This is a genomic window from Ureaplasma diversum (assembly GCF_000941095.1).
Lineage (GTDB): Bacteria > Bacillota_I > Bacilli_A > Mycoplasmatales > Mycoplasmoidaceae > Ureaplasma > Ureaplasma diversum.
In genome coordinates this window covers 713,131-738,937 of sequence record NZ_CP009770.1, presented here as the reverse complement: position 1 = coordinate 738,937, position 25,807 = coordinate 713,131, and the positions used below count along the sequence as shown (strand labels likewise).

The window sequence follows — 25,807 nt, the reverse complement described above, 5'->3', positions numbered from 1 at the left end:
TGGATAAAATAAGCAAAAGCAAAACTAAACACTTTAACTAAAACGTTACTGTGCTAATTTTGCCTAATAATTAATTATGATCGTCTTCAACCTTTTTTAGTTTTAGTTTCATTATCCATTGCTGCTTGTTTTTGTTTTTTCATAGCAGCCATTGCTTCAGCTTCAATTTCCTTATCAGTTTTCATATCTAAAGTTGAACCAATAAATGAGAATAGTTCAGCTGGTTGGTTAACAAATTCACCATCAATAATTCTGATTACAGAATCAATAGTATCTTGCATATTTACATAAACACCAGGTTCTTTAGTGAAGTTTTCAGCCATAAAGAATCGTTGTGTAAAGAAGTTTTGAAGTTGTAAAGCAATTTTAACAACTCTTCTACTTTCAGCATCGAGTTCATCAATCCCTAATACTAAAAGCACATCTTCAAGGTCTTTAAATTTCTTTAAAATTCCTTTTGCTTTAATAATTGCTTCATAGTGTTTGTTCCCAATGATGTTTGGGTTAATAGAGTTAGCATTAGATTCAAGTGGATCAAATGCAGGGAAGATGTTCTTAGCCATTTGTTCACGAGATAAAACAAGTGATCCATCTAAGTGTGAGAATAAAGAGAAAGCAGCAGGGTCACTTAAATCATCCATTGGTAAGAATACTGTTTGGAATGATGTAATTGATCCATTATCATTTACATATAAACGGTCTTGAACTAATGAGATATCTGTATCAAGTGTTGAGTGATATCCCCCAATTGATGTCTTTTTACCAAGTGAAGAAGAAACTTCGTTTGTTGCTTGAATAAAACGGTAGATGTTATCAATAAATAAGAATACATTTTCTTTTTTAGTATCACGTAAATATTCAGCAGCTGTAATTCCATAAGGAACAATACTCATCCGAGCAGCTGGTGTTTCGTTCATTTGTGATACATACATAATTGCATCTTTCATTAATGAAGATTCTTTAAGCTCTTCATATAACTCTAACCCTTCACGGCTACGTTCTCCTGAACCAATGAAGATTGGTGTTGTTTTTTGTTTAAGACGAGCAGCATTGAAAATGATTTCTTTCATTAAAACCGTCTTACCAACCCCAGCACCACCAAAAATACCAAGCTTATAACCTTCAACAATTGGTGTAAAGAAGTCAACTACTTTAATTCCAGTAGGAATAATCTTTTGAACACTATCTAATTTCTTAGGCTTAGTAATTAAACTGTTCATATCCACATAAAGTGGAGCATGTTCACTTTTAACTTCTTTGTTAATTTGATTACCAAGAATATCAAAAACCTTATTCTTAGCATTATCACCAACAGGAACTTGTAAAGTTTTATAAGTGTTAATTACAGGTTCATTCACTGTAATTTGTTTAATAGCACTAACAATGACAGCACGAACTACTTGGTTAGAAAGAATTCTTTTGATTAATAAAGTTGTTTTATTATCATGCATTGTTAGAATGTGATCAATCTTTAAACTATCACCGCTAACTTTATCAAATGCAACTTCAACTACATTATTTCAGATTTGTGTAATTTTTCCTGTCATGATTAAATCTCCTTAATGTTGCTAATAATAGTTTTTAGTTCATTAGCATTGAAGCTAACAAAATCAAGTTTTGTTTCAATAACTTCATTTACATTAATTGATTTGAAGTATTGGTTGACTGCATTTGCTATATAATCACGAGCAATTGCATCATCAATTGGTTTGTTGTTAATAAGTGAAGTAAAGATCTTTTTAGCACGAGCATCAACACTAACTAAGGCATCAATGAATTTGATTGCTAAATCTGGTCTTGATAAGTTGTTTAAAAGTCCTCATTCAATGATCTTAGCAGATAATAAGATTGCATCAGTTGCTTGGTAACTAAATCCTTTTTGGATCAACATATTTTGGATTTGTTCACCCTTTTTAAGTAATTCAGTTGTTTCTTTATTTAAATCAAAATTAATTTTTGATAATTTTGTTTGTTTGCGATAAGCACGATATGTCTTAGAAAGAGAAGAAGCAATTCGTCCCATTGTTTTTGATTGAACAGATGAACCAGTTCTTGAAACTGATAAATCCACATCAACTGCAGGAATCTTACCTTCAGCAAATAAACCAGCATTTGTAACAATTTGACCATCAGTAATAGAAATAATGTTAGAAGCAATTAATGAAGTAATATCATTATCAATTGTTCTTAAAATTGGTAAAGCTGTAATTGATTTCTTACCAACAAATTTTCCACTACGTTCTAATAGTTGAGAGTGAGCATAGAAAATATCAGCAGGATAAGCTTCTTTAGAAATTGGTTTGTTTGTTAATAAAGCAATTTCACGATAAATGCTTGCATGTTTAGATAAGTCATCAAACACAATTAATACATCATGTTCATAACATAAGTTTTCAGCATGTGCCATTGCAACATATGGAGCTAAGAATTGTTGGAATGGACTTGTTACAGGTGCTTCAATAATAATTGTGTTTTCAAGTGCACCATGATCTTTTAGTGTTTTGTAAACATATGAAAGGTTTTGACGCTTTTGCCCAATACTTACATAAATACATTTAACTTTTGTTCTTTTTTGGTTAATGATTGCATTTAAAACAATGTGTGTTTTACCAGTTTGACGGTCACCAATAATTAATTCCCGTTGACCTAAACCAATAGGGTTGAAAATATCAATACTTAAAATCCCTGTTGCTAATTGTTCATTTAAACGTGTTCTGTGCATCATATCTTCTGCAATTGAGAACACTTTAGAATCTTGGTTAATAAAGTTTTTGAAATTAACTGATGGATCATCAATACATTTTCCATCAATATCAATAATGTGTCCAAAGAATTCCATTGATGTTTTAGCAGATACAAATTGTTCGTCTTCGACTAATTCATCATTGATTTCAAAATCATTTGAAGCTGTATCAATTAATAAGTAAGCTTGATCAGTTGTAGCTGATAGTACATAAGCACGTGATTTTGGCTTACCTTTTACTGTGAAAAATTGCCCTTCTTTTCAGTCATAAGCACCAATTGCTAAGATGACATAATCCTGAATTGAGCTAATAATTGGATTTTTGGCCATGATTAAATTTTCTCCTTATTTCTTCGGTTACGGTTCACTGTTTTAGTGAATGTAACAAGTAAAGCGATTAGTAAGATAATTCCTAAGCTACCGATGGCTGCAAAAACACCAACTGCAGTTTTAGAAGGACGATCTATTTTTTCAATTTCGTTTAATAATAAGCTAATTGTTTGTTTTGATAAAGCAACTTCACTTGGTTGTTGATTGTTTGTTGGTTGTGTGTCTGGACTAAGTTCAGTTGTTTGATCTTGTTGGTTAGTAACTAAACCACCATTATTAGGTGCAGCAGGTTGGTTAGTGTTTGGTGATGAGTTAGCAATATCTTGGTGTGCACTAAATAAAGCTAAGAAAATGTTTGAGTGTTCAGTTGATTTATTTAAGATTGCATCAAATCAAGTAATAGGGTTAATGCTTCGTTTAGCACTATCTTCTTGCATTGTATTCTTAATAATAGTTAATCGATCAAATAGTTTTGTTAACTTAATTAATGAAATGTTAGCTTTATTAAATGCAAGAGTTACATTATTAACATCAAGTTGAACTTGTTGGTTTGAATCAACTTTTGGTGCAGCTGCTTGAGTTGATTCAGGACTTGGAACTGTTTGGTCTTGATGTAGTGTTGAGAAGCTGTTTTGTTCAGTTGCTGCTTTTGGAGCTGCTGAATTTCCACTTTGAGCTTGTGGTTGGTTAGGTGCTGGGTTTTGCCCTTGCCCTTGATTTCTATTATTTTCACCTTTTTTAGGTTCAGGTGGTTTTATAAACTTACTTCTTAAGTGTGATGCTTTAAGGTTTAATGTAACCGTTAAATATTGAAGAATTGGTAAACGGTTAACTTTTGAAGCACGAATATATTCAATAAGTAAGATGTTAGAGTTGTTTGTAACTGAGTTTGTTGCTCTGTTTTGTGAAATTGAATTATTCACAAAAGCATTATAAGCATTTCTAATAAATGTATCTTGAGCTTGTGTAAAACTCTTTGAGAACATTAATTTAATAACCCCAGTTGAGATATTACGCATTGCTAAACGCACTTGATTAACTAATCCAGTTGTTTGTGTAATATCATAACTATCTAAATTAATACCTAAGCCATCACGAGATAGTCGATCAAAAACATTATTTAATGATTGTGTTGATTGATAAGTTAGAAGTGAATAAGCTCTTTTATCTTTATATTGTTCTGGTATTTGGAAAATAGAAGTTTCATATATTTCAGTTCTTGGAATATCAGATGCTTTTGATTTGATTTTATCAACCAATTGCACTTTAGCAACTAAATTACCACCTTGTTCTTTAACTTCAGTTACTTCTAAACTAATTCTACTTTGAGCTCCGTTTTTAAAGAAGAACACATCTTTCTTAGTTGCTTCATTATTAAAGGCATCAATAATTTCTTGATTACTCTTATTAACATATTCAGCACGAAGTCAAGGTTTTTGATTTCTCAACTCCTTTGTGTTAAATGATTCAGGAACTTTAGAAGTTTGTCCATTTGGATCTGATATATCAGTTTCACCAGGAATAATTTCAAGTGGATCTTGTTGTGGTTCTTCTTGGTTTTCTTGTTCAATAATCTTTTGAGCTTGTTTTAAATCAAAAGCAAGGAATCGTTTTTCAATTTTCTTTTGGATTCAATCTTGTCAATCTTTATAGTTTGAATCAGTTGGTCCTGAGTTTTCTAAATAGAAACGGTTCTTGTCATCAACTTTTGGTGTAATCTTATAGTCAACATCAAGTTTAGGTTGATCATCTTCATGATTAATGATGTTTGTAATTTCTTTACTTAAAGATTCAAAGTAAGCATTAACAAATTTGCTAAATCGTTCTTGATCACCATAATCATTTTCATACTCACCAGTTTGCTCTTTCTTTTCAGCAAATGGTTCATAGTTGAATTTCTCTTCATCAGATCAAGGAACATTATCATATGATTCGCCATTATATGTAATTTTTCCAGTTTTAAGTTTTTTGAACTTAGCAATTAAATATGGAGCAATTACATGAAATCCGAATTTAGAAGGGTCTTTGTAAGAACCATCTTCTTTTGTTTTCTCAGTAAAGTATTTTTGAAGTTCGTGTAAATAGAAAATAGTATTGTATTTTTGATTATTGTCTAATAGTTCATTTTCTAAAGTTTTATCAATTTGTTCTTTAAAGTTTTTAAGACTATTTTCAACAATCTTTTTTAATTCTTTTTCTTTAGTATCATCAACTTGTTTAGTATAAGTTGGGATTTGTGAATCTTCAATCTTCTTATTTTCTTTAGGAGGATTTGGGTTAGCTGGATTATTTGGAGTTGGGTTTGGATTAGCTGGTTGTTCAGGTCCTAGATTTTGGTGAAGTTGAGAATTTAAACTTAACTTTTTATCTTGTTTTGTTGTGGTTGCTATTGCTGCAGAACTAATAATAGTAGTTGATATTGCAACAGCACTAATTGCACCAACAACTTGTTTTTTAGTTTTTTTCATGCTCAAGCTCCCTTTCAATTAAACATAAAACACCTTTTAATCTAGCTTCATATATTAAATTAAGTGTTTTTTCATATTCATAGACATTGTTCAAATTAAATTCATAATCTAATTTAGCAGCAATCATATCAAGTTGTTCCATTGCTTGCTTAACTTGTTCATGAGCTTTATTAGTTATAACATCCTTATGTCTTTTATCAGCTACAAGTCAAACTGGTTTACTTACCATATTAATATAGATATTACTTTGTTGATCACTATAGATTAAAGCTGATGGAACAAATAAATAGTATTCATGTTTTGGTGTATGAATTTTAATTAATGAGTTTTGGTTACATGCAATAAAGTTACTATCAATATTGATTCAACTATCTTCTTCATTAATGTTTACAAAAGCAAAAGCATTATTAATTTGTTTTGAAGTATTTAAATAGTTAATGTGAACAGTCGCTTTAAATAAATTTGGTTTTTTAAATAAACTCATAAAATGCGACTCCTTACTTAATTAATTTATCTGATTCAATCAGATTCATTTCTTCAATTTCTAACTCACGTTTAATCTTTAAGATTTCACGTTTGTTATACTTAATTTTTTCTTCTAATTCTTTTAGGGTTTTGTTTTCATTAATTAGTTTGTTTTTATAAACAATAAATAATGATTCTAATAATAGTAAGTTAATTGATGTATAGAAGTAGTTAACTAACATATTCTTAGAGAAGACTTTAACAGATGGATAGAAAAGAGCTTTAGTAAATAACTTTTCATTTTTAAGGTGTTCAGTTTTAATTAAGTCATTATCAGGTAGTTGGATATTGTTTTTATCAACTGGGAAAATAACTGTTTTTAAATCTTTTTGTCCTTGGTTTTTAACCATAAAATAAACATTATCATAACCAAAGTCTTTGATGTGTTTACCAAGAACTGTACTTAATTGAATAGCTATTTGGTTAATATCTAATTCATTTTCATAACTAACTAAAGTTTTGATGTTGTTCTTTAAAGCAAAAGCAATTGCTTTTTTACCAATACATACCATTTCATCTTGGGGTTGAATTGAAGCTAAGATTTCTTCTTCAACAGCTGTAAAAAAGGCAGTTGTATATTTTTCATCAGATGTTGGATAAATCCAAAGTGTTTTAAGTGGTCGTTTTTTGCTTTTTTTCGAAAATCAATGTTTGTTAACAGCATGTAGATTAGCAATTTCAATTCCTAATGTACTTAGCACATTAATAAGACGAGAATTTAAGTCAACATGCAAACTTGCTTTATTAGTTTTGTTCATTAACCGGTTAATTTCAATTAATGAAATACTTCAGTTTAAGTTAACAATGTCGTTCAGTTTAATATAATTCTCTAATTTTTCTTTTTTGGTTTTTAGGTTCATAAGCTTTAACCTTATTCAGTTTCACTTGGTTTAACAATGTTTTCACTAAAAGCAACTTTTAAACTCTTTGTTTCAACTGAAACATAAAGAATAATTCCATCAACGATTTCAACTGGTCTATGTTCTTTAATTAAATATTGATTAATAGCATTATTTAAAGCATTTAATAAACTATCTAATGAAGCTGAGTTCTTAGCTGATACAAAGTTAAGAGCATCAGAATTAACACTTTCTTTTTGAGATAAACTAGGAATTAAACGTTTTAAGCTATATCTTAAATTTCGTGTTCAAGTAATAATGAAGTATTTAAATACAATATCTAATTTGTTTTCAACACCTTTTTTAAGGTTTAAAACAAAGGTTTTAGCTTCGTTTGAGTCATATGCTAAATTAGCATCTAATAAACTTGTTGCTAATAAAGCGTTTGCTGAAATAAAGTTATCTTGTTGGATTAATTGTTCATATTTGTCATAAGCACTTTTCATGCCATGGTTTGAAGTTTCAACAGTTCTATTGTCTCTGTTAAGTTTTGCAGCTTCTTTACGTGAAGTCATAATTAGTTATTCTCCTTCTTGTTAGCACCAATGATTCATTTATTTTTTAAGACTGTACTTAATTTTAGACTTGTTGCAACAATTAAGTAAGTAGAGAAATAAATTAAAATCGGAATATATGTTTTAGTTAAAAGCGGTAAGTCATAATCAACACTTCGTCTTGATCCTCCTCTACTTAGGGCATGCATCTCTAAGTGGTGGTTGTAAGCATTAATCATTAACACAAAAGCAATTAATGCTAAGAAGATTGATAAGATCACTTTTTGATAAGTCACTATTTGTGGGTTTTTAAATACAAATATTCCAACGATTAGAATTGTACTAATCGCTCCAATAAATAGAACCTTGAAGTTTTCTGATTGATTATCATTAAATGTTGATAAACAAATTGTAAATAATCAAACTAATGAAACAGTTCCAAATAAAAGCTCAAAACCATATTTGCTTCTTAAATAAGATGTGAATGGAGCAAAGTTAGCTATAGCATATAATCCAATTAAAATCACACCAACAACTAACATTCCTCATAAACTAGCAAACTGTTGTGTTGCACCAAACTCATTAACTTTAAATTCACCAAAAGCAATTGAAGAGAAGTAAGCAAATGTTGCTAAGAAGATAGTATAAGCTAATGCTCAAATATGAGTTTTATCTTCAAGAATAGCTCTTGTTTCTTTATACATAAATAGTTTAGGTAAGATTGATAAAGATAATAATCCAACTAAACCAATGATGATTAAGAATGTGTAGAAAGCATAAAGTGATTCGTGAATTCTTGCTCCGAATTGTTCAAATCCAATGATAACAGCATTTCTTTCTAAGTTAAGCACATTACCACGATTACTTGGATGGAATACAATACCTGTAAAGATCCCAACTCCAATTGCTAACAATACACCAATTGCTACAAGACTTATAATGTAATAACCTTGAGCTTTAATGAATTTTAAGTCGTGTCCTTTTGTTCGACGATAAATAGCAAAATAGTAAGTAATTCAAACTAGATAAACTAAAATTATTTGTCAAGCAATGATATAAGCTGTTTTTCAAGATGATTGCAATATAAAGCTTCCGTTTGTACCTTTAGCTACATGATCAACTAAGAAGTATGCAGCTAAATTACCAATTGCAATTGCAATAAATAAAGCTAAGAATGGGGCAACTGGTCGTAAGTTCCATTCGTGCTTACTTAAAAGCTTAAATGCTCCATAAACTCCTGCAAACATTGCACCCAGCAAGAAGGAAGCATTAGTTATAAAAGCCACTCCTGCATAATACACTGAATTTGGACTTTGAACTAATACTCTTTCAAGTCCGATTGATTGACCCTTAAAAAAATACGAATCTAAGGTGAAGACCACTGCAACTGAAGCGGCCAGATAGAAGAGTATTAAAGCGATCCGCAAGATTTGCGAACAAAGCTTATCTTTTGATCGCTTCCCTCAAAAGAAGGAGCTCTTTTTAATTTCTAATAAACGCATAAACATTATTTTAAACAAACAATTTTTAACTAGATTATTATATGTATCTGTTTGCTTTTTTCATCCTTTAGTAAATAATATTTTGGTACATAAACAACACTTAATTAAGGCTATAAAAAGGATCATCCTTGTTATTTATTAAATAAATAAGATTCCTAATTATTATTTAATTTTAGCCCTTAAAATGGTTTATGGCTCTTTTTAGCATACTATTTTAACAATAAAATTTAATAAGTGTTAAACAAAATAACAAATTTTTTGTTTTTGTTTTCTATGTTCTAAATGAATTTATATTCTTTTTCCTTTATATATAGTATTATGCTATACTTAATAAGATTTAGTTATATATTTTAATATCTTATATTTACAAATAATATATAATTATTTCTTAAACTACCATTACTTGGTTTGAAATAAATCTCGATTTTAAGCTCGGTAGTGGCGAATATTTTGATTTAAAAAAGGAGATATAATCATGGCTGTTTCTAAACAACAAAAACTTGACTTAGTAGTTAAGTTTGGTGGTAGTGAACAAAACACTGGTAAAACTGAAGTTCAAATTGCAATTTTATCAGCTGAAATTGCTTCATTAACATCACACATGATTGAAAACAAAAAAGACAAAACTTCTAAGCGTGGTTTATATAAGAAAGTTGCTCAACGTAAGAAATTATTATCTTATTTAATGAGAACTGATATTGAACGTTACCGTGAAATTGTAAAAGAATTAAACCTACGTGGGTAATTAATCAAATCCAATTAAATAAACACTAAGGACATAATTGTTGCTCTTGGTGTTTATTTTTATTCTCTATCTTTTTAATATCTAATTTATAATATAACAATACAAAAGAAAGGGGTATAGTATGAAAAAATGATTTTTGTGAACTAGTTTACCAGTTGCACTTATTCTTCCAGCTGGTTTAATTGTTGCTTGTTCTGTTCCAAAACAAGAAACAGTAGAACATAACACAGGTCTTTTAGAAAACAATCAACAACTAACCCCACAAACTCTTTTTTTAAGTCAAAATGTTTTTTCATTAAGTTTTGAAGTTAATCAAAGTTCTAATTTATTAACAGGAACTGGTTGGTTGTTTGATGTTGAATTATATCCTAATAAAACTTATGATAATGTTCAATTAAGAGATATTAAAGCTTTATATATTGCTACTAATATTCATGTTATTAATTTAGTAGCAGCACTTAGAAATGATGCTAGATTAAAAATAAGTCAAGCTAAAAGTTTAAAATTGATCAATCAAAACAATAAAGGATTAAATCCTGATTTGTTTGCTAATCCATTTGATGGCGTTGAAGCATTTATTAAAACAAACAAATCAAATCATAAAGATCAAAAAGCATCTTTTTCAATTCTTCCAGTTGGTTTAGCTAATAATAGTGAAACTAGAACTAAAGCTGTTGATATGGCAATCATTAGAGTTGTTCCTTCAGATTTTCAAAAACAACATTTACCTTGATTAGTAAACTTTAATTTCAACACTTTACCTAGTTTTAGTAGTTTTAATGATGTTTCTAATACTGATTTTTATAGTGCAGGATATGCCATCATTAAAGATAATAAAACAAGAAGACCATATTACAAACAATATAAAGGTAATGATCCAAAATTAATTGCTCCTTTTAAACCTTTTTATTTAAGTAGTGATCAAAAAGCAATTAACTATCGAGAAGATAATCCGGTTTATTATGATGAAAATGTTTTTAGACATCAAAAAAACGTTACCAATGATCTAGTTAAACAAATTAAGAAATATGAATATGATGCTTATGATTATTCAAAACAAGATTTTAATTTAGGATCTGGAGCAAGTGGTTCACCTGTGATTGATACAAATAATAACTTTATTGGTATCTACTGGGGTGGATTTAGAATTGTTGAAAAAACTAATAATAGCCAATTTTATGGTAATTTTTCACCAATAATCTATTTAAAAGAAGAAATTAAGCAAGATTTATTAGCAAATTATCTAAAAGCTACATTAAACTATAATACCTATTTAGATCATGTTTTTGCTACTAAATACTTAGTTGCTAATTTAAACCAAAATAATCAACAAGAATTTAATAATGTTGTTGAATCGATCAATCAACAAACAACAATAAATAAACAAGAACAAATAAAACTAATTTATGATTTTATTAAAGGTGTACAAACCCAATTTAATCATTTCAATACTTATAATCAATTTAATGTAAATGATGTTAATCAAATTAAATTAATTAAAAATCCTAATAAGGATGTAAAGTTATTAGTCCAAATTAGTTTTAAAGATCAATCTAAGAAAAATAACTATTTTTATTTTATTTAAATGAAAGTAAAGGGATAGTTTTATGCGTAAAGCATGAAAAGTAATAGCAGGTTTAAGTGGATTTGTAGCAACTGGGGTTGTTGTTTGTACAACAATTGCAGCTTGTTCATTTTTAAACTACATTAACTCATGATTTTATCCGGGTTTGAATAATCCTTTTAGTAGTCATGATGTAAGTGATAAAATCTCTGAGTTTGGTGTTCTTAAAGACAAAGCTAAAGAAGTTTCACAATCAAATCCAAATGCATTTGCAAACGAAAATACAGTTCACGCTAATCAAACTGTAATGTCTTTGCGTTTTAATATGAGAACTAGTAGAAATACTGCTATTAACATATATGGAAGTGGTTGGATCTTTGATTTTGAGCTTGAAGATAATGTTAGAAACTATGATCAAGCTACAATTGATGATATTAAAACGTTCTATATTGCTACTAATATGCATGTAATTGGTTTAGTAGCTGCAGCTGCTCAAGATGTTAAATTAACAATAGGTTCAACACAACTTGGACAAAGTCCAATTGTTGATTATAACGAAGGATTTAGAAATAGTTTGGTGTTCTCTAAAACAGCAACTGCTCAGTCTAAAATTCTTCCCTTAAAAGAAGCAGAAGTTAATCAATATTCACCAGGAACATATACTATTCTTCCTGTTGGTATTAAAGATGAAGCGATTAATTATGGAGCAGATAGTTCTGATTTAAATGCTCTTAGAAATCATAATAAAGCATCAGATTTTGCAATCATTAAAATTACACCAACAAGAAGACAGAAAAAAGAAATTCCTTTCTTTAGAAACTTCAAACCAATTAAAGGAATTGGTTTTGGAAATGTGATCTTAAATAAACAAAAATTAAAAAATTCATTGTTTTATTCAGCTGGTTATCCCCACTTTACAGCTAAAAATAGTTATGATGGGGATTATTCTTACTACCATCAATATGCTAATTATGCAACTGGTTATATCGATAGTTTTTCAGATGCAAAAACTTATCGTAACGATAACCCAATTGTTTTTGGTAATAAAATTGCTTTCTATACACAAGATAACAAACCATTCTTTGATAAGAATCTTAAAAAGTATCCATACCATTCATACGATATCCCAACCCAAGGATTTGACTTAGGACCAGGAGCAAGTGGTTCACCAGTTTTTGATATTAATAATAATATCATTGGCATCTATTGAGGAGGAGTTAGAGTAGTTGATATTACTAATAATAAAGCAGGACCTTTTTATGGTAACTTTACACCAATCTTCTTTAATGATAATGTAAGTAATATTAATCAAGATTTAATTAAAAATTATCTAGCTTTTACTAAAAGATCAAATACTTATTTAGATACTAACTACAACACTAACATTCTAACTTCTAACTTTGATAACAATACTTTTTTAGAATACTTAAAACATCTTAAACAATTAGTAAGTAGATTACATGCTATTGAACAAAGAGAAGAAGGAATATATGCTAAAGGAGGATTGATTTTTGACAAGAGTCAAAATCAATCAGATGAATTTGAACAATTTGTAAAAACATATACCCATTTTATTTACAGTATTGTTAATCCTAAGTTCTTAAACAAAGAACATGGACTACTACCAGATCCTAGTGCAATTAATCAAATTAAAGTAATCTGAGATAAAGAATCAAATATTGGTTTAAAAATTAGTTTTGTTCATAATAAAGAAGTTAATAATAAAATAGTTCCTTTTAATACTACTTTTACTTTATATAATGATCCTAGATTTCCTGTTTATTCTGAACATAATATAACCCAAGTAATTAATAACTTACAAAAACTTATTCAAGAACAAAAAGAAAAAGAAATAAATACTAAACCTACTCCAACAATTACAACTCCAACTAATCAAACTAATAATCAACCAAAAGAAGTAAGAAATCAGTAATATAAGTTAATGTAATTAAGAATATAAAAACTGCTTAATTTTAGTTAACATTGCTAATCATTTCTTTATTTAAAGTTAATTATTGTTTAGGTTCTTAAAATATAAAATTAATTCTAAAAAAGTACATTTTTAAAGGTACTTGCTTGATTGCAAGATCAACTGCAACATTATTAAAGTAAAAAATTTAATGATGGCATTTGATCTTTTTTTTCTATTAAAGTATGTAGAATAAAAAATAAGCCCATGTGCAGCGATGCAATTGAACTTACTTTCAAGTACTATTACTTAATTTTCCAATAGCCTGTCTTGTTAGATCCTTCTCGTTCTATATATTCATTTTCTTTCAAAAATCTAATGTTGTTTTCGATGGCTGTTAATCCTATGCCTATAATTTTGCATAATTGTGCTTGAGTTACATTAGGATTGTTTCTTATTTCTTTTAAAATTTTCTTTCGTCTATCATTTAGAGGTCTTTTATCTCCCACTTTATTACCCACTTTATCCCCTACATTGTTAATCCAATTAAAAGGAATGTTAACTGCAATTGAATTTTCTCTAAAATTAAACACATTTTTTCCATAACTATCTATGATTTTAGGAACGCCCCTTCCTGAACGCTCGCTGATGTGAAGTTGTAAAAATATTTTCGACAGTTTTTGGTTAACCGGGATAGACTCACCCATATAAAACCCTTCAATCGTCTGCTTCGGATCAAGTGTACCTCTTGAAAGAATCTCTATACGGTTACTATATACCGTAATCATCGGTGCATTACCATCTATCCACTTATTATGAACAAAAGCATTTATAATCGCTTCTCTAAAAGCATTCATATCAAATAAAGCAACATCTTTTCTTGTAGTAATTCTTCTGTTCTCATCTGCTTGGATTATATTTATTACATCTGCATATTGTAATACTTTATCTAAGGTTAACAAAATGCAAGTGTTACCGAACTCTTTTACAGAATATAGAGGACTTGCTTTCGTTTCTCCACTAAATACCGATACTCTTACAGGTATATGGCTGTCATCTGACAGCAATTGAGCCATCAAATTATACTTACCATCTTTAGTTAAAAGCCCAAGATTTTTCTTAAAAGTTTCAAATTTCAGAGAAATTCCTTTGCCTGCATAATATGTAAACAATCTTTCAAAAGTTAAATCTTGATATTCAGATTCAATACTATCTATTGTTTTTTCTTTTTTGCTTAGTACTTCAAATAAATTAGCTTCTCTATCAGGATATTTACTAACATTCACTTTACTTGAACCTATTCTAATATATCTTATTCCATCAAAAGAAGTTGGAACATTTTTAGCTACAGGAATTTCTAATAGAACTACCCTCTTATTATCAAAATCCACTTCATGAAAAGAAAAAACAATATCCGGTTTCAATTGCCTTGCTAAATAATGCTCTAAAGGTTCACCTTTAACAGCGACTCTATAATTAAATTTAGTTCCTAAAACTTCATGAGTTTCATTATTTACACCCCAAACAAGATACCCATATTCCTGTCTACAAATTGCAGCTGCATTTGATAGCGCAGATATATATTCTCCTATTCCATGTGCTTCGTCCCAATTTTCTTTAAATTCGAACCACTCTTCTTCTGTTTGATGACTTATTAAATTTTTTATGATTTCAAAATACTTACTCATAGTTTAATCAACCTTTTATTACCCACGTTTATTATATCATAAGTGGGGAACAAAGTGGGGAATATTTTCGCATATAACGTGTTATCTAAAAACAATTTTTAAATAAACAACAAATAATAAAAAGTTACAGCCACCTAAAGGCAGACGCCTACTTCTCCTTTATTCTACAATAAATGTGTATGAACAGTAGTATTTCTCTGTCGTTTTGTGAACGTAATTGTTGACCCTTTTTATCTTTACAAGGTCTAACATAACCTGAATTTATTAACGCTTGTCCTATTCTTTCTTTATACCCATTATCTAATAATGGTTGGTTCCTATCCCAAACACTTGATAAATTAGTAATTTCCAAAACTGAAGATATATACTGTTTCAAAATATTTACATATGATTTTAAGCAAAAACAAATATAAGCATCTCACAATTGAAGACAGAATTGTTATATCTAATCATTTAAATATTGTTTTTTTATAAGAAGAATAGCTACTTTATTAAACGAAAACCCATCAACAATCAGCAGAAAATTAAAAAGAAATTTGATAAAAGTTTGTGGCATAAAAACAACTTACAATTTAGCAACATAGTATAGAGTATTTTGTCTTGATTGTCTATTAATTTTGTACAAAAAATAATTAAATTTATCTAAAAATCATTTTTTCTATTCAAGTATGTAGAATAAAAATAAGCCCAACTGTGGTGTTGCAATTGAACTTACTTTCAAGTACACAGAATTTACTTATTTCTGTGTTGTAATTATACTTTTATTAAAAAGTTGAATAAATTAGCAACTCTTCAGTATATCATCAATTATATGACTAGCATTATCATATGGATTATATTTGTTGGGATTACTAATAAAGTCAACTTTAATGTTGTTAGGTATCTCTAAATAAATTTTTTTATTAAATTCTTCATTAGTGCTTGCACCAATTAGATAACACTTATGTTGATTATTATCTATTTTTACAAAACATACAGCAATGGTAATTTCTGTCTCATAAATATTATTAAAAGATCGATATTCTTTGATTTGTTTTCAATCATTTATATATTTTTTATATGAATCAATTAGTTTAGTGGTTTTATCTGGATTGCAATCGTCAATGCTTTTAACTTCTATATATAAATAGTGTTTAATATTATTTGGCTTAATTATTTCAAAGATAAAATCTGGAAATGATGATAATATTTCTGAATTATTATCAAAATATTCAAATGATATATTACTTGATAAAGGGTTTTTAGTTCATAATTTCACATTGCTATCATTACGCACTAGAAAATCTCTTATACTTTTTACAAATGAGATTTCAGGTTTTGAATCAAAATAGTAGTTATTTTGGTTAGGATCAATTGGGATATAAGCGTATTTGATTTTATTTGGATCTTTAAAAGTAATATTATTTTCTTTGTTACTTTCAGAAATAGTTATAAAGCTTTTATCAGGTAAATTTTTACTTTGCTTAATTTGATAAACTCTATTCTCAGAAACGCTATTAATTTTTTCTAAATTATTGTTATATATTTGTTTAATACTATCCAAATTTTCTTTTATTAATATGTAACAAAACATATTTTTATCAACTAAATACTCGCCAGTTTCTTCATTAAGGGTTAAATTATGCATTGTATTTATTAATTCATTTGGTAAATATTTTCTTAAGTTATGTAATTGACCTTTAACATATAATTCAAGCTCAATTGAATTAGTAATTTTAGAGTCGATCTTTACTTTATCTCCATAAGTTGATGTTTTTCCATCAATGAATTCATATTTTTTGAAGTCATCAAAATATTCTTGTTGTCGATCAATAAAACGTTTTTTGTCAAAAATATTTTCAATAATTTGTTGCTCATATTTTCTTGTATCTAATTGTTTTTGAATTACTTCGGTATTAATTTGACCATAAACAAATTTAACATCTTTGTATTGTTTTTGTAATTGATATTCAATACGTGATTTTTTTACTTCTTGATGATTTGAATAAATAAAATATGTGTTAGCAATTGAATTTTGATCAAAGTTTACTCGTTCCATAGGAATAGGCACACGACGAACTCTACCAATAGTTTGTGTTGATAAGACTTTCGAAGCAACATTTCTCAATTGGACAAGCATACAAGCTCTTGGAATATTTCATCCTGTAGCCGGACCTATTTTAAATAAAATTACATCATAGTTTGATCCATTTCGCGATATTTCTTTAAGTGATACTTTAGAATCGCTATCAATTAATTTATTAGAAGTAATTTTCTCATTTGAAAAATATTTAACCCAGCTTAAGTTGTGTTTTTCAATAATTTTAGTTAGATTTTCAATATATTTTTGAAATTCTTCGCTCTGCTCTTTCTTTTCATTGTCAACTTGAATAAGCATTGCAGGACGAACATTTAGTGTTTCTTTATTGTTTTGTGCATATCGAAGTTTTACTTCTTTAAATTTTTCACAAGCTGTTTCAATAATTTGGGTATCATCAATTTTATCAATATCAATATCATTAATTGATTCGTTGAAAACTAGATTGTTTTTAATTAGTTTTATGTTATCATTTTCAAATTCTTTTTCATCGATTGCTACTATGTTTTGACTATAATCTGGAGTAGCGGTCATTTTGACAATGTAGCTAGCAACATTGCTTACTCTGGTTTCAAATTTTTGAACATCTCCACCTTTTTTAATTTTTACTTCATTTGAGCCATAGTGTGCTTCATCTCTAATATAAATTAGTCGATAATTTTCGTTTTTAATTTGATCTAAAAACGCATCAAGTATGCCATGTTCGGTTAAAATCCGGTTTTTGCCAAATGATGATTTTCCAAATATAAATACGTTATCAACATCAGCATGTAATTGAGGATCATAATCCCTTTTATTCTGAGAAGAACTTGAACTAGGAGATTCAACTCTTATAACTTCATAATTCGCTTGTAGAACATATTTATATTCTAATAAGTTTTGTTCCATTTGATAAGGTAAATCTGCTGATGAAAGAGTAGCGATAATAAAAACTAATTTATGTGGCGAGGCATCGTTACGATTATTTTCAATCATTTGATGGATAAAATTAGCCATCATAAAGGTTTTACCACTACCAGTAGGGGCTTTAAAATAAACTATTTTTTTATCTTGATCTTGATCGCTATTTAAAAAATCATTATAGCGTTCAATAAGTTGACTTACAGCACGTTTTTGTGTATTCGAAAGTATCATAATGTTATTCTTTATTTTTAATTGGTTTAAGTGCAGTTAGTGAAACAAGAATATTTCGGTCATCGATATTTTCTTCATTAACTTTTGTAATGTTGAAGTCTTTAAGTTGTGCTCTAAAAGTCTCTTTAATCAAGTCATTTTGTTTGCTAGTAATTGATGTATCAAAATATTTAACTTTAAAAACATTTAAATTATCTTTGAAAGGCTCGTTTTTTCTAGCTCAATCGAATTTTTGTCCATTTGTGCCAATGCCTTTATTAATTCGATAAACTCGTTCATAACAAATATTTGTGCCAATGCCATTTTCATCATTAGTTACAATGGTGAAACTACGATTACCGCCGTCTTCTTTATTAAGTTCTAAAACAGCGTGAGCTGTAGTGCCTGAACCGGCAAAAAGGTCTAAAACACGGGCATTTTTGTTTGGATGCATGTTTATAATATGTTTTAGTAAATTTGTTGGTTTAGGATGATCAAAAATTTTAAAACCATCAAAAACACTTTTTAGAACTGCTGTACCTTGTGTTCCATGCTTATTAGAGTCAATTATTAAGTTATTAAATTTATCTTGACGTTCTATTAGATTTCCTGAATTATCAACAAATTGATATTGCTTTGAATAAATTTTATTGTTTTTAAAAACAATATAACCATTTTTTATGCCATCAATTAATTTATCTTTACTTCATCTTCACTGCCAATCTTTTTTAGCATGTTTACCATTTTGACGAATTAATCATTTTTCTTTGCTGCCACCAGGATAATAAATTTTACCTTCGTATTCAAATTCATAGTCAAGTTTCTCTGATCACGATAGTGAGGCCACGTCAAGTTGTTTTATAAGATATTTACCCCTTGTATCCGCATGTTCATCTTCAAATTTATAAGCATTTGTATCAATATCCTTTTTGATAGTATTGATAACTAATTTATCAATATTTTTAGTATAAAGTAGTATATATTCAGTTAGCACTTTTAGATGCTTACTATCATCTCCACTACCAGAATTTTTCTTCTGACACACTAAGTTAGCAACAAAGTTTTCTTCCTTAAAAATTTCGTCCATTAATACTTTTAAATAGGCCTGTTCTTTATCATCAATTGAAACAAAAATAACACCATCGTCTTTTAACAATGTGTGAGCCATTTTTAGTCTTTCATTCATCATATTTAGCCAGCCATTGCGACTAAATTTATCTCGATAAATGAATTTAGATGCTTTAACATCTTCTTTTTCTGAAAATTGATTACCTTCAGCTTTTGCTTTTTCTATATTGTATGGAGGGTCGATATAGATAATATCGTATTTAGCGTCTAACGCTCCTCTCTCTCTCTCTCTCTCTCTCTAATACTATTAGATTTTTAAGTACATCATAGTTTTCACCAATAATTAAATTGTTATTTTGATGTTTTAGATAATCATTAACAAAAGACATTTTGTCGTCTTTTGTTAATAGTGCAACTTGTTTTGCATCAACACTAGGTGCAACATCAAAAGTAAAGCCAATTTTAACTTTTTGAATTAAAAGCTGGAATATATTGTCTAAATTTTGTTCTTTGGAATTTTCTAATATCTCTATAATTAAGCTTTTTTGGTCATCATTTAAAAGACTTTTTGATATATTTTTAAGATCTTCTTTGTATTCTTCTAAGCTTTTTAAACTTTTAGTCATATTTCCTCCATAAATTAATTATTTTTTATTATTATATTTAATTATTGACTAATTCTATGAAACAACTATTATTTTGGTGCATTTAACTCTAGCTAATTACATCATTAATACAAATTGAGCTAATATTGAATTAGAAGCTAAATGATATAGCTCTCTATCAACAAAAAGCACTTTTTGATTTTTGTTTTTCAAAAGTTTATTAGTTACATAATCATCTTTAGTACGTAAACTATTTAAGAACTATCGTCTCTAAAATTTATTAAAGCCCATAAAATTAACTAATTTAAATGATATTTTTAATATTATAGTGTGATGATATAAACACCAAACACCAACAACAATTAATCAATCTACTAAGCTATTTACAAACAAAAAACACCTTTTGTTTTATAAGGATGTTTTTTGTTTGTTTTTTCTTTTACTAAATCAGTTATTTTCATTAAAATGATCGATTTTAGATCATTTAAGTTGACTGATCTTTTTAACATTAATAAAGACATATTCAAAAGTAATTAAAACTGATGAAAGAATAAGAATATAAATTGGTGTTTTAATACTTTCTTTTATTACTCTTGGTAATAAATAATAATTAATACCATACCTTAGATAATTAGTAGGTTTTCTACCTAAAAATTCTAAGAATTTAACAGCTGTATAAGAACCTAGAGCAAATGAGAAGATCATTGTGCTTAAAATACATAATAAAGCTGTATAGATTGTAACTATTAAATTATTACTTGGTTTCTTTTTCTTTTTAGCATTAATATAATAAGATAATAAGAAAATTTCAATGAATAGAACAAATGCTGAAATAAAAGCAATTGCTAAATATTTAAAGATATATAACCATTCATCTCCGATCTCAGGATCATTTCGACTGATTGCACTAAACAAAGGAGCAATCTTTTTGTTTTTAGCATCATATTGTACACTACCTTCATTAAGTAATGTTAAAAGCACATAGATTGTAATAAAACCAAAAACTAAAATTACAAACTGAACAATAATAAGATCCCAATAGGTTTTAGTAGCACTTTTTCTTAATGTTGCAATTGATCCTAACAAACCAGCTAAAAGTCCAACAATTGGTTCTTGAATAGCATATAACCAAAACCAAGTACTTGGTTTAAGTGCTCAAGCTAAAGTATCCATAAGAGCACCTGCAAACAAACCAATCACTGGACCAAAATATCAACTTAGTACCATTAATGGTAATCATGCAAAAGAGAGTGATAAACCAAAACCAGGTAAACGTACATTAAGAAATGACATTCCTAATCGGATTGCTAAAAAAACTGCAAACAATGTAATCATTGATATTGATTTAAATAGCTTTAGAGGGTAAAAAGGGAAGAAAAAAAGTAAGAACTTCCGTTTTATTTGATCTATTTTGGTCGTTAATACTTTTTGATTTGCTAATGGTTTAAGCTCAAAGCGAAAATTCATTTCACTTATTTATCCTTTTTTTTATATTCACATTGAATCTCGAGCTGATGCTGGTTTGATTTGGTATAAACTTGGATCAATTTTACCAGCTAATAAATCAGCTCTAATTTGTTCATGTAATTCTTTAACTCGTTCAAAGTCTTTTTTAGGATTGAAGAAAATAGCTGTTACAATCACAATTAAAGCAAATAATAAAGCAGCAAAAACAATGATTGTAGTTGCAAAATAACCCATAATAATGCTTTGGTAGTGAGCTTTTGTTGATTCTAAATCTTCAGGTGCAATTGGTCTAAGCCCTGCAGCTGCTGCATTTGGATGGTTTGTAGCTTCCACATGCTTGTTTCAAATCTTATTAAAGCTATCTAAAATATCATCAGTTGCAAAACTAAACACACCACTAAAACTTCCAACTAATTTTACAATTACTAAAATGATTACAAAAACTAATGGAACCATGAATTTGAAATGATACCTTATATTATCATTTTTCCATCCCTTAATCATTCCATAAATAAACCATGAAATAACTAATAATAAAATAATTAAATCAAAGGGAATAGTAGCTCCTCTAGCTAAGGGAATAACAATTGTTTGTGTTTGTCCAGATATTGTGGTTGCAGTTGCAATTGTAAACATTTCTTTACCAAAGACATTGATTAATGCAAAAGAGACAATTGAGAAAATAAACATTAATCCTAACATAACAATGTATAAGATCTTAAGAATTGGAATCACTTTTGGTTTGCTGTTGTAAATAAACACTTCATTACTCATTACTTTATGCATAAAGATGTTATTAACAACTGCATTGATTTGCATTTCTTTAAAATCATCTGCAATCTTAGGGTTAAAACCAAATGATGTTGGATCAAAGTTATTTGTACTTTGATTAAAATTAGCATTTTGTTGTTCTTGATTTATCTCTTGCTCTTGATCTTGTTCAATTGGTTTAGTTTGATAAACAACTTCATCAGTTACAACTACTTGATCAGTTTCAGTTGAAGTTGGTGTATAAATAAATAAAACATTTCCATATACATCAACAAGTTCATCTGTATTTGTTTGATAAGTGTTAAGTAAATAAACTCGTAAACTATTAATAGCATCTAATAAGTTATCATGATCATCAAAACTATAGATTACTTGTTTATAAGGTTCATAAACAGTAATGGCTTTAGAATATTCATCAAAAGTTGAATTTTCTGTTTGGTAGTTAGATTCAATGTAATGAACAATATTAATAGCTCCAAACACTTGTGATCTTAATGTTTGATCATTTTTTAAAGCAGCATTTAATTCTGGCTTTAAAAAAACCGTGTTTAGTTGGAGTTTACTTTTTAAATATAAGTCTTGAGTGCTTTGATCTAATGTTTTTAGTTGATTAGACATAAACCCTCCTTTTTAAATTAAATATGATAAAAAGACAAGATCCATAGAAATAAAGCATGGTTTTTGTCAATTTGGTTGGTTTTGATTAAATAATCAAAATTAAACAGCATTTTAATTTTATCAATTATTCAATCACTTGAAAAATTTACAAGCATTTTTTGTTGAATCGATACAACAAATGGTTTGATTTCTAAACTAGTAGCTATTTGATCTTGATCATAATCTAATTCAGTTAGTTTTTTAACATAATAATGTTTACACATCATTGTAGCAATTGCATTAATGATTGTAATCTCATTGGTTTGTACACTTAATAAATAATCAACTATTTTAAGTGCTTGTTTAATTTGTTGATGATATAAGTGTTCAATAATTTTAAAAACAAGTTCATTACTATAATCACTTACTATAAGATCAAATACTTCATTACTGATTGTTTGTTGATTAAGTAAAGAAATTTTATGGATCTCATTATGTAATAGATTAATATCATAAGCTGTTGCATTAATTAAACTATTAATTTGATAATCAGATAAATTAATTTGTAAATCAGCACATAATTTTAAAACATAATTAAAAGCTGTTTTTTGATTATATTCAAAACTAGTGTACACATTAGCATATTGATCAATAAAATTAAGTACATCCTTGCTTTTAGCTAAACTAGTTACTATAAAAATACAAACTTGCTTAGCTGTTAGTAATTTAGTTAATAGTTGGTAAGTTTTTTTAAATTGTTCATTAGAACTAAAGTGATTACTGTTATTAAAAAGCCAAATAGATGGTTGATTAAAAAGCATATCTTGATCTAAGTTATTGATTAAATCATCAATATTAAATTGATCATTAATTTCAACTAGATCATATCCTTTAGATAGTTGATTAATAGTGGTTTTATTAAAAGCTAAATCAGAACTATTAATGATATGAAATATTTTATTTAGATCCATTACTAATCACTCATACTTTTAATAAATTAATTATGAAAACTTCTTAACTACTTTTTTAGCTTTAGGTTCTTTTTCTTCTTGTTCAGTTGCACTTTGTTTTTTAGTTTCTTTTTTAGCTTTAGTTTCTTGCAACTCCTCAAAGAAGTTGTATTGTTGACCCATATCTTCAATGAAGTTAATAAAATCTTGTGGTTCGATTTTTTGATCTTTAAACATCTTTGATAATTCTACAAAAGGATTATTAACAACTTCGTCCCCTAAGAATAGTGAATATAAAGATTTTTCGGGATTATCATCTTTATTAAAATGACGTTGTAAACATTTATGAATCACATCTTCAACATAAATTTCGATTGGTAATACATTATCTGGATCAATTGCTTTTTTAGCTTTAGATAATAAATCGGCTTCAGTATCAGTTAAAGTGATTTTAAAGGTTTTTTTCTTACTCATTGTTTTTCCTATTTTCTTCTATGATAAATTATTATCTGATAGGTTTTTTATCTTTAATATTATATTTATATATAATTTTACTATATTAGCACAAATATGAATTAAAATCAAAGAAACCTCACTTAAAAAATAAGCAAGGTTTCTTTTTTGTTGATTTTAATCAAAATTATTGTTCTAAATATAAAGCAACAATAACATGTCCATCATCAACGATGCAATCGCCATCTTTTAGTTGATCTACTTGATCAGCTAAATCAATGCTATAAGTTTTTTCATTTGTTGCTACTAATTCAACAACACCTTTACTTAATTCTTCTTTAGTAGTAAGAATTTTATAAATATGATAGTGTTTACTACTATCAAGCGGAGTTGTATTTAGATTACGAACAATTTTATTATATGTCATCTTAAAATTCCTAACTTTTAATTACATATATATTATAAACCAACTAAGTTTTAGCTTTAGTTTATTTATTATTTTTTAAAACTATTTAGTTTAGCATTAACATTAAAATGACAATAACCTGTAGGGTTTTTGTTTAAGTATTTTTGGTGGTATTCTTCAGCTAAATAAAAACAACTAAAAGGAAGTGTTTCAACAACTATTTTTCTGTTAACTTGTTGTTGTAAATTAGCTACATAATCTTTAACTATAGTTTCTTGTTCACTATCTAAATAATAGATTCCAGATCGATATTGTGTTCCAATATCATGTCCTTGTTGATTTAATGAAAAAGGATCTGTAATATGGAAGTAGTGATCTAAGATAGTAACTAAGTCAATGATTTGATCATCGTATTCAATTTCAATTGTTTCAGTGTGATTTGTATTACCAGTACAAACTTGTTGATAAGATGGATTAGCTACATTTCCTTGAGCATAACCAACATTACTTGAAACTATCCCATCGATACTATCAAAGTACTTTTGTACTCCTCAAAAACAGCCTGCAGCTAAATAAATTTTTTTAATCATTTATTCTACTCCTTGTTTATTCAACATATTTAATAACGTTTTTAATTCAACTATCTTTTTGTTCTAAATTAAGCATTAAAAGCAATGGTTGTAATTGATTGATTCAAAATAATGCAACATTTAGTGCTTGATCTGGATTATCTTCATCTAATTGGTCATATACCATTGCTAAAATGTAGTTGTAAATAAATTCAGATCAACTATTAAATCGTTCTGTAATTTGTAAACTAATAACTTGGGTAATATTAACTAAAATATCATCATTAACTCATTGTAATTGATAACCAATTCTTAATAAAAGAACAATTGCACTTGCTTGTTGAGTATAATAAAAAAATGAGTTTTTATATCCATTAAAAGCATTAATAAACATAAATTCAAATGGATTAATATCAAGTTCATTTTCAGTTATTTTAGTTAATTGATTATAATCATTGAATAATGATAAAGTAGCTAGTTGATCACTTTTAGTAAACTGAATTAACTCATTTAAGAAGGGGTAGAATTGATCAACTTCATAAATACCATAACAATCTTCTAATAAAGAAAATAATTCTTTATGTATTTGGTATTCACTTTTAGTATCATCAACAATTAATGGTTTGCTTTTATAGTTTAGATCTAAACCAATCGCTGCAAAGTTTGATAAATACATTCCAAACTCAAAAGTAGCTTCATCTAATTGCTTAGTAGTTATTTGGTTTTTATAATCTGTTTTTAGTTTAGATAGATTTGAAATTAGTTCATTATGAACTTGATTTCAAACTTTTAAATGTTGTTCGTAGTTTTTAATGTTTTTAGAAAAATAAGAAGCATTATTAAGATTGTTTAGTTTCACGTTTT

21 protein-coding genes are annotated in these 25,807 nt (G+C 27.7%); 3 read left to right on the top strand and 18 right to left on the bottom strand.

Annotation, left to right across the window (positions count from 1 at the left end; all coding sequences use genetic code 4):
* Window positions 1-74 precede the first annotated feature (74 nt).
* The 7 genes from JM47_RS02895 to JM47_RS02865 are packed head-to-tail and all read right to left on the bottom strand — an operon-like array spanning window position 75 to window position 8,961.
* On the bottom strand, window positions 75-1,547 hold the full coding sequence (locus JM47_RS02895) for an MSC_0618 family F1-like ATPase beta subunit (RefSeq protein ID WP_208894899.1): 1,473 nt from the start codon (window positions 1,545-1,547) through the stop codon (window positions 75-77).
* Between the two features lie 2 nt (window positions 1,548-1,549).
* Window positions 1,550-3,073: an MSC_0619 family F1-like ATPase alpha subunit gene (locus JM47_RS02890; RefSeq protein WP_208894898.1), complete on the bottom strand. Its 1,524-nt coding sequence runs from the start codon at window positions 3,071-3,073 to the stop codon at window positions 1,550-1,552.
* A gap of 2 nt (window positions 3,074-3,075) precedes the next feature.
* Window positions 3,076-5,541, bottom strand: coding sequence for an MSC_0620 family F1-like ATPase-associated subunit (locus JM47_RS02885; RefSeq protein WP_208894897.1), 2,466 nt, complete (start codon window positions 5,539-5,541; stop codon window positions 3,076-3,078).
* Entirely contained in the window at window positions 5,528-6,025 is a 498-nt protein-coding gene (locus JM47_RS02880) for an MSC_0621 family F1-like ATPase epsilon subunit (protein ID WP_208894896.1), read from the bottom strand. The genes JM47_RS02885 and JM47_RS02880 overlap by 14 nt, the downstream gene beginning before the upstream one ends.
* Window positions 6,026-6,038: 13 nt before the next feature.
* Window positions 6,039-6,926: an MSC_0622 family F1-like ATPase gamma subunit gene (locus JM47_RS02875; protein ID WP_038102413.1), complete on the bottom strand. Its 888-nt coding sequence runs from the start codon at window positions 6,924-6,926 to the stop codon at window positions 6,039-6,041.
* Between the two features lie 11 nt (window positions 6,927-6,937).
* Window positions 6,938-7,480 carry a DUF2714 domain-containing protein gene (locus JM47_RS02870; protein ID WP_051749415.1) on the bottom strand — a complete coding sequence of 181 codons (543 nt, stop codon included), beginning with the start codon at window positions 7,478-7,480 and terminating at the stop codon, window positions 6,938-6,940.
* Window positions 7,481-7,482: 2 nt separating this feature from the next.
* Window positions 7,483-8,961: an MSC_0624 family F1-like ATPase-associated membrane protein gene (locus JM47_RS02865; protein WP_208894895.1), complete on the bottom strand. Its 1,479-nt coding sequence runs from the start codon at window positions 8,959-8,961 to the stop codon at window positions 7,483-7,485.
* A 475-nt stretch (window positions 8,962-9,436) separates the two neighbouring features.
* Here JM47_RS02865 and rpsO point away from each other — a divergent pair, with 475 nt between their 5' ends.
* From rpsO to JM47_RS02850, 3 genes are all read left to right on the top strand, one after another.
* Window positions 9,437-9,706, top strand: coding sequence for a 30S ribosomal protein S15 (gene rpsO / locus JM47_RS02860; RefSeq protein ID WP_038102964.1), 270 nt, complete (start codon window positions 9,437-9,439; stop codon window positions 9,704-9,706).
* Between the two features lie 121 nt (window positions 9,707-9,827).
* Window positions 9,828-11,291, top strand: a complete 1,464-nt coding sequence (locus JM47_RS02855; RefSeq protein WP_208894894.1) for a DUF31 family putative serine protease — start codon at window positions 9,828-9,830, stop codon at window positions 11,289-11,291.
* A gap of 22 nt (window positions 11,292-11,313) precedes the next feature.
* Window positions 11,314-13,203, top strand: a complete 1,890-nt coding sequence (locus JM47_RS02850; RefSeq protein WP_208894893.1) for a DUF31 family putative serine protease — start codon at window positions 11,314-11,316, stop codon at window positions 13,201-13,203.
* 281 nt (window positions 13,204-13,484) lie between these two features.
* Here the strand turns inward: JM47_RS02850 and JM47_RS02845 are convergent, their stop codons facing one another.
* The 11 genes from JM47_RS02845 to JM47_RS02800 form a co-directional block, all read right to left on the bottom strand.
* Window positions 13,485-14,867: an RNA-binding domain-containing protein gene (locus JM47_RS02845; protein ID WP_208894892.1), complete on the bottom strand. Its 1,383-nt coding sequence runs from the start codon at window positions 14,865-14,867 to the stop codon at window positions 13,485-13,487.
* A 781-nt stretch (window positions 14,868-15,648) separates the two neighbouring features.
* A complete protein-coding gene (locus tag JM47_RS02840; RefSeq protein WP_208894891.1) occupies window positions 15,649-18,078 on the bottom strand; it encodes a DEAD/DEAH box helicase family protein in 2,430 nt (809 codons plus the stop codon).
* A gap of 4 nt (window positions 18,079-18,082) precedes the next feature.
* On the bottom strand, window positions 18,083-19,369 hold the full coding sequence (locus tag JM47_RS02835; RefSeq protein ID WP_244870396.1) for a site-specific DNA-methyltransferase: 1,287 nt from the start codon (window positions 19,367-19,369) through the stop codon (window positions 18,083-18,085).
* Between the two features lie 16 nt (window positions 19,370-19,385).
* On the bottom strand, window positions 19,386-19,751 hold the full coding sequence (locus JM47_RS03975) for a type III restriction endonuclease subunit M (RefSeq protein ID WP_244870374.1): 366 nt from the start codon (window positions 19,749-19,751) through the stop codon (window positions 19,386-19,388).
* A gap of 387 nt (window positions 19,752-20,138) precedes the next feature.
* On the bottom strand, window positions 20,139-21,065 hold the full coding sequence (locus JM47_RS02830; RefSeq protein ID WP_208894890.1) for an ECF transporter S component: 927 nt from the start codon (window positions 21,063-21,065) through the stop codon (window positions 20,139-20,141).
* Window positions 21,066-21,218: 153 nt separating this feature from the next.
* The gene (locus JM47_RS02825) at window positions 21,219-22,586 is read right to left on the bottom strand and encodes a hypothetical protein (protein WP_208894889.1); all 1,368 of its coding nucleotides are present in this window, start codon (window positions 22,584-22,586) and stop codon (window positions 21,219-21,221) included.
* A gap of 17 nt (window positions 22,587-22,603) precedes the next feature.
* Complete coding sequence (gene holA / locus JM47_RS02820; RefSeq protein ID WP_208894888.1) at window positions 22,604-23,536, bottom strand: DNA polymerase III subunit delta; 933 nt, start codon at window positions 23,534-23,536, stop codon at window positions 22,604-22,606.
* Window positions 23,537-23,566: 30 nt separating this feature from the next.
* Window positions 23,567-23,989, bottom strand: a complete 423-nt coding sequence (locus tag JM47_RS02815) for a hypothetical protein (protein ID WP_038102983.1) — start codon at window positions 23,987-23,989, stop codon at window positions 23,567-23,569.
* 166 nt (window positions 23,990-24,155) lie between these two features.
* Complete coding sequence (locus tag JM47_RS02810; protein ID WP_038102986.1) at window positions 24,156-24,395, bottom strand: hypothetical protein; 240 nt, start codon at window positions 24,393-24,395, stop codon at window positions 24,156-24,158.
* A gap of 68 nt (window positions 24,396-24,463) precedes the next feature.
* On the bottom strand, window positions 24,464-24,964 hold the full coding sequence (msrA, locus tag JM47_RS02805) for a peptide-methionine (S)-S-oxide reductase MsrA (protein WP_208894887.1): 501 nt from the start codon (window positions 24,962-24,964) through the stop codon (window positions 24,464-24,466).
* Window positions 24,965-24,980: 16 nt separating this feature from the next.
* Window positions 24,981-25,802, bottom strand: coding sequence for a DUF1266 domain-containing protein (locus tag JM47_RS02800; RefSeq protein ID WP_208894886.1), 822 nt, complete (start codon window positions 25,800-25,802; stop codon window positions 24,981-24,983).
* Window positions 25,803-25,807: the final 5 nt, after the last annotated feature.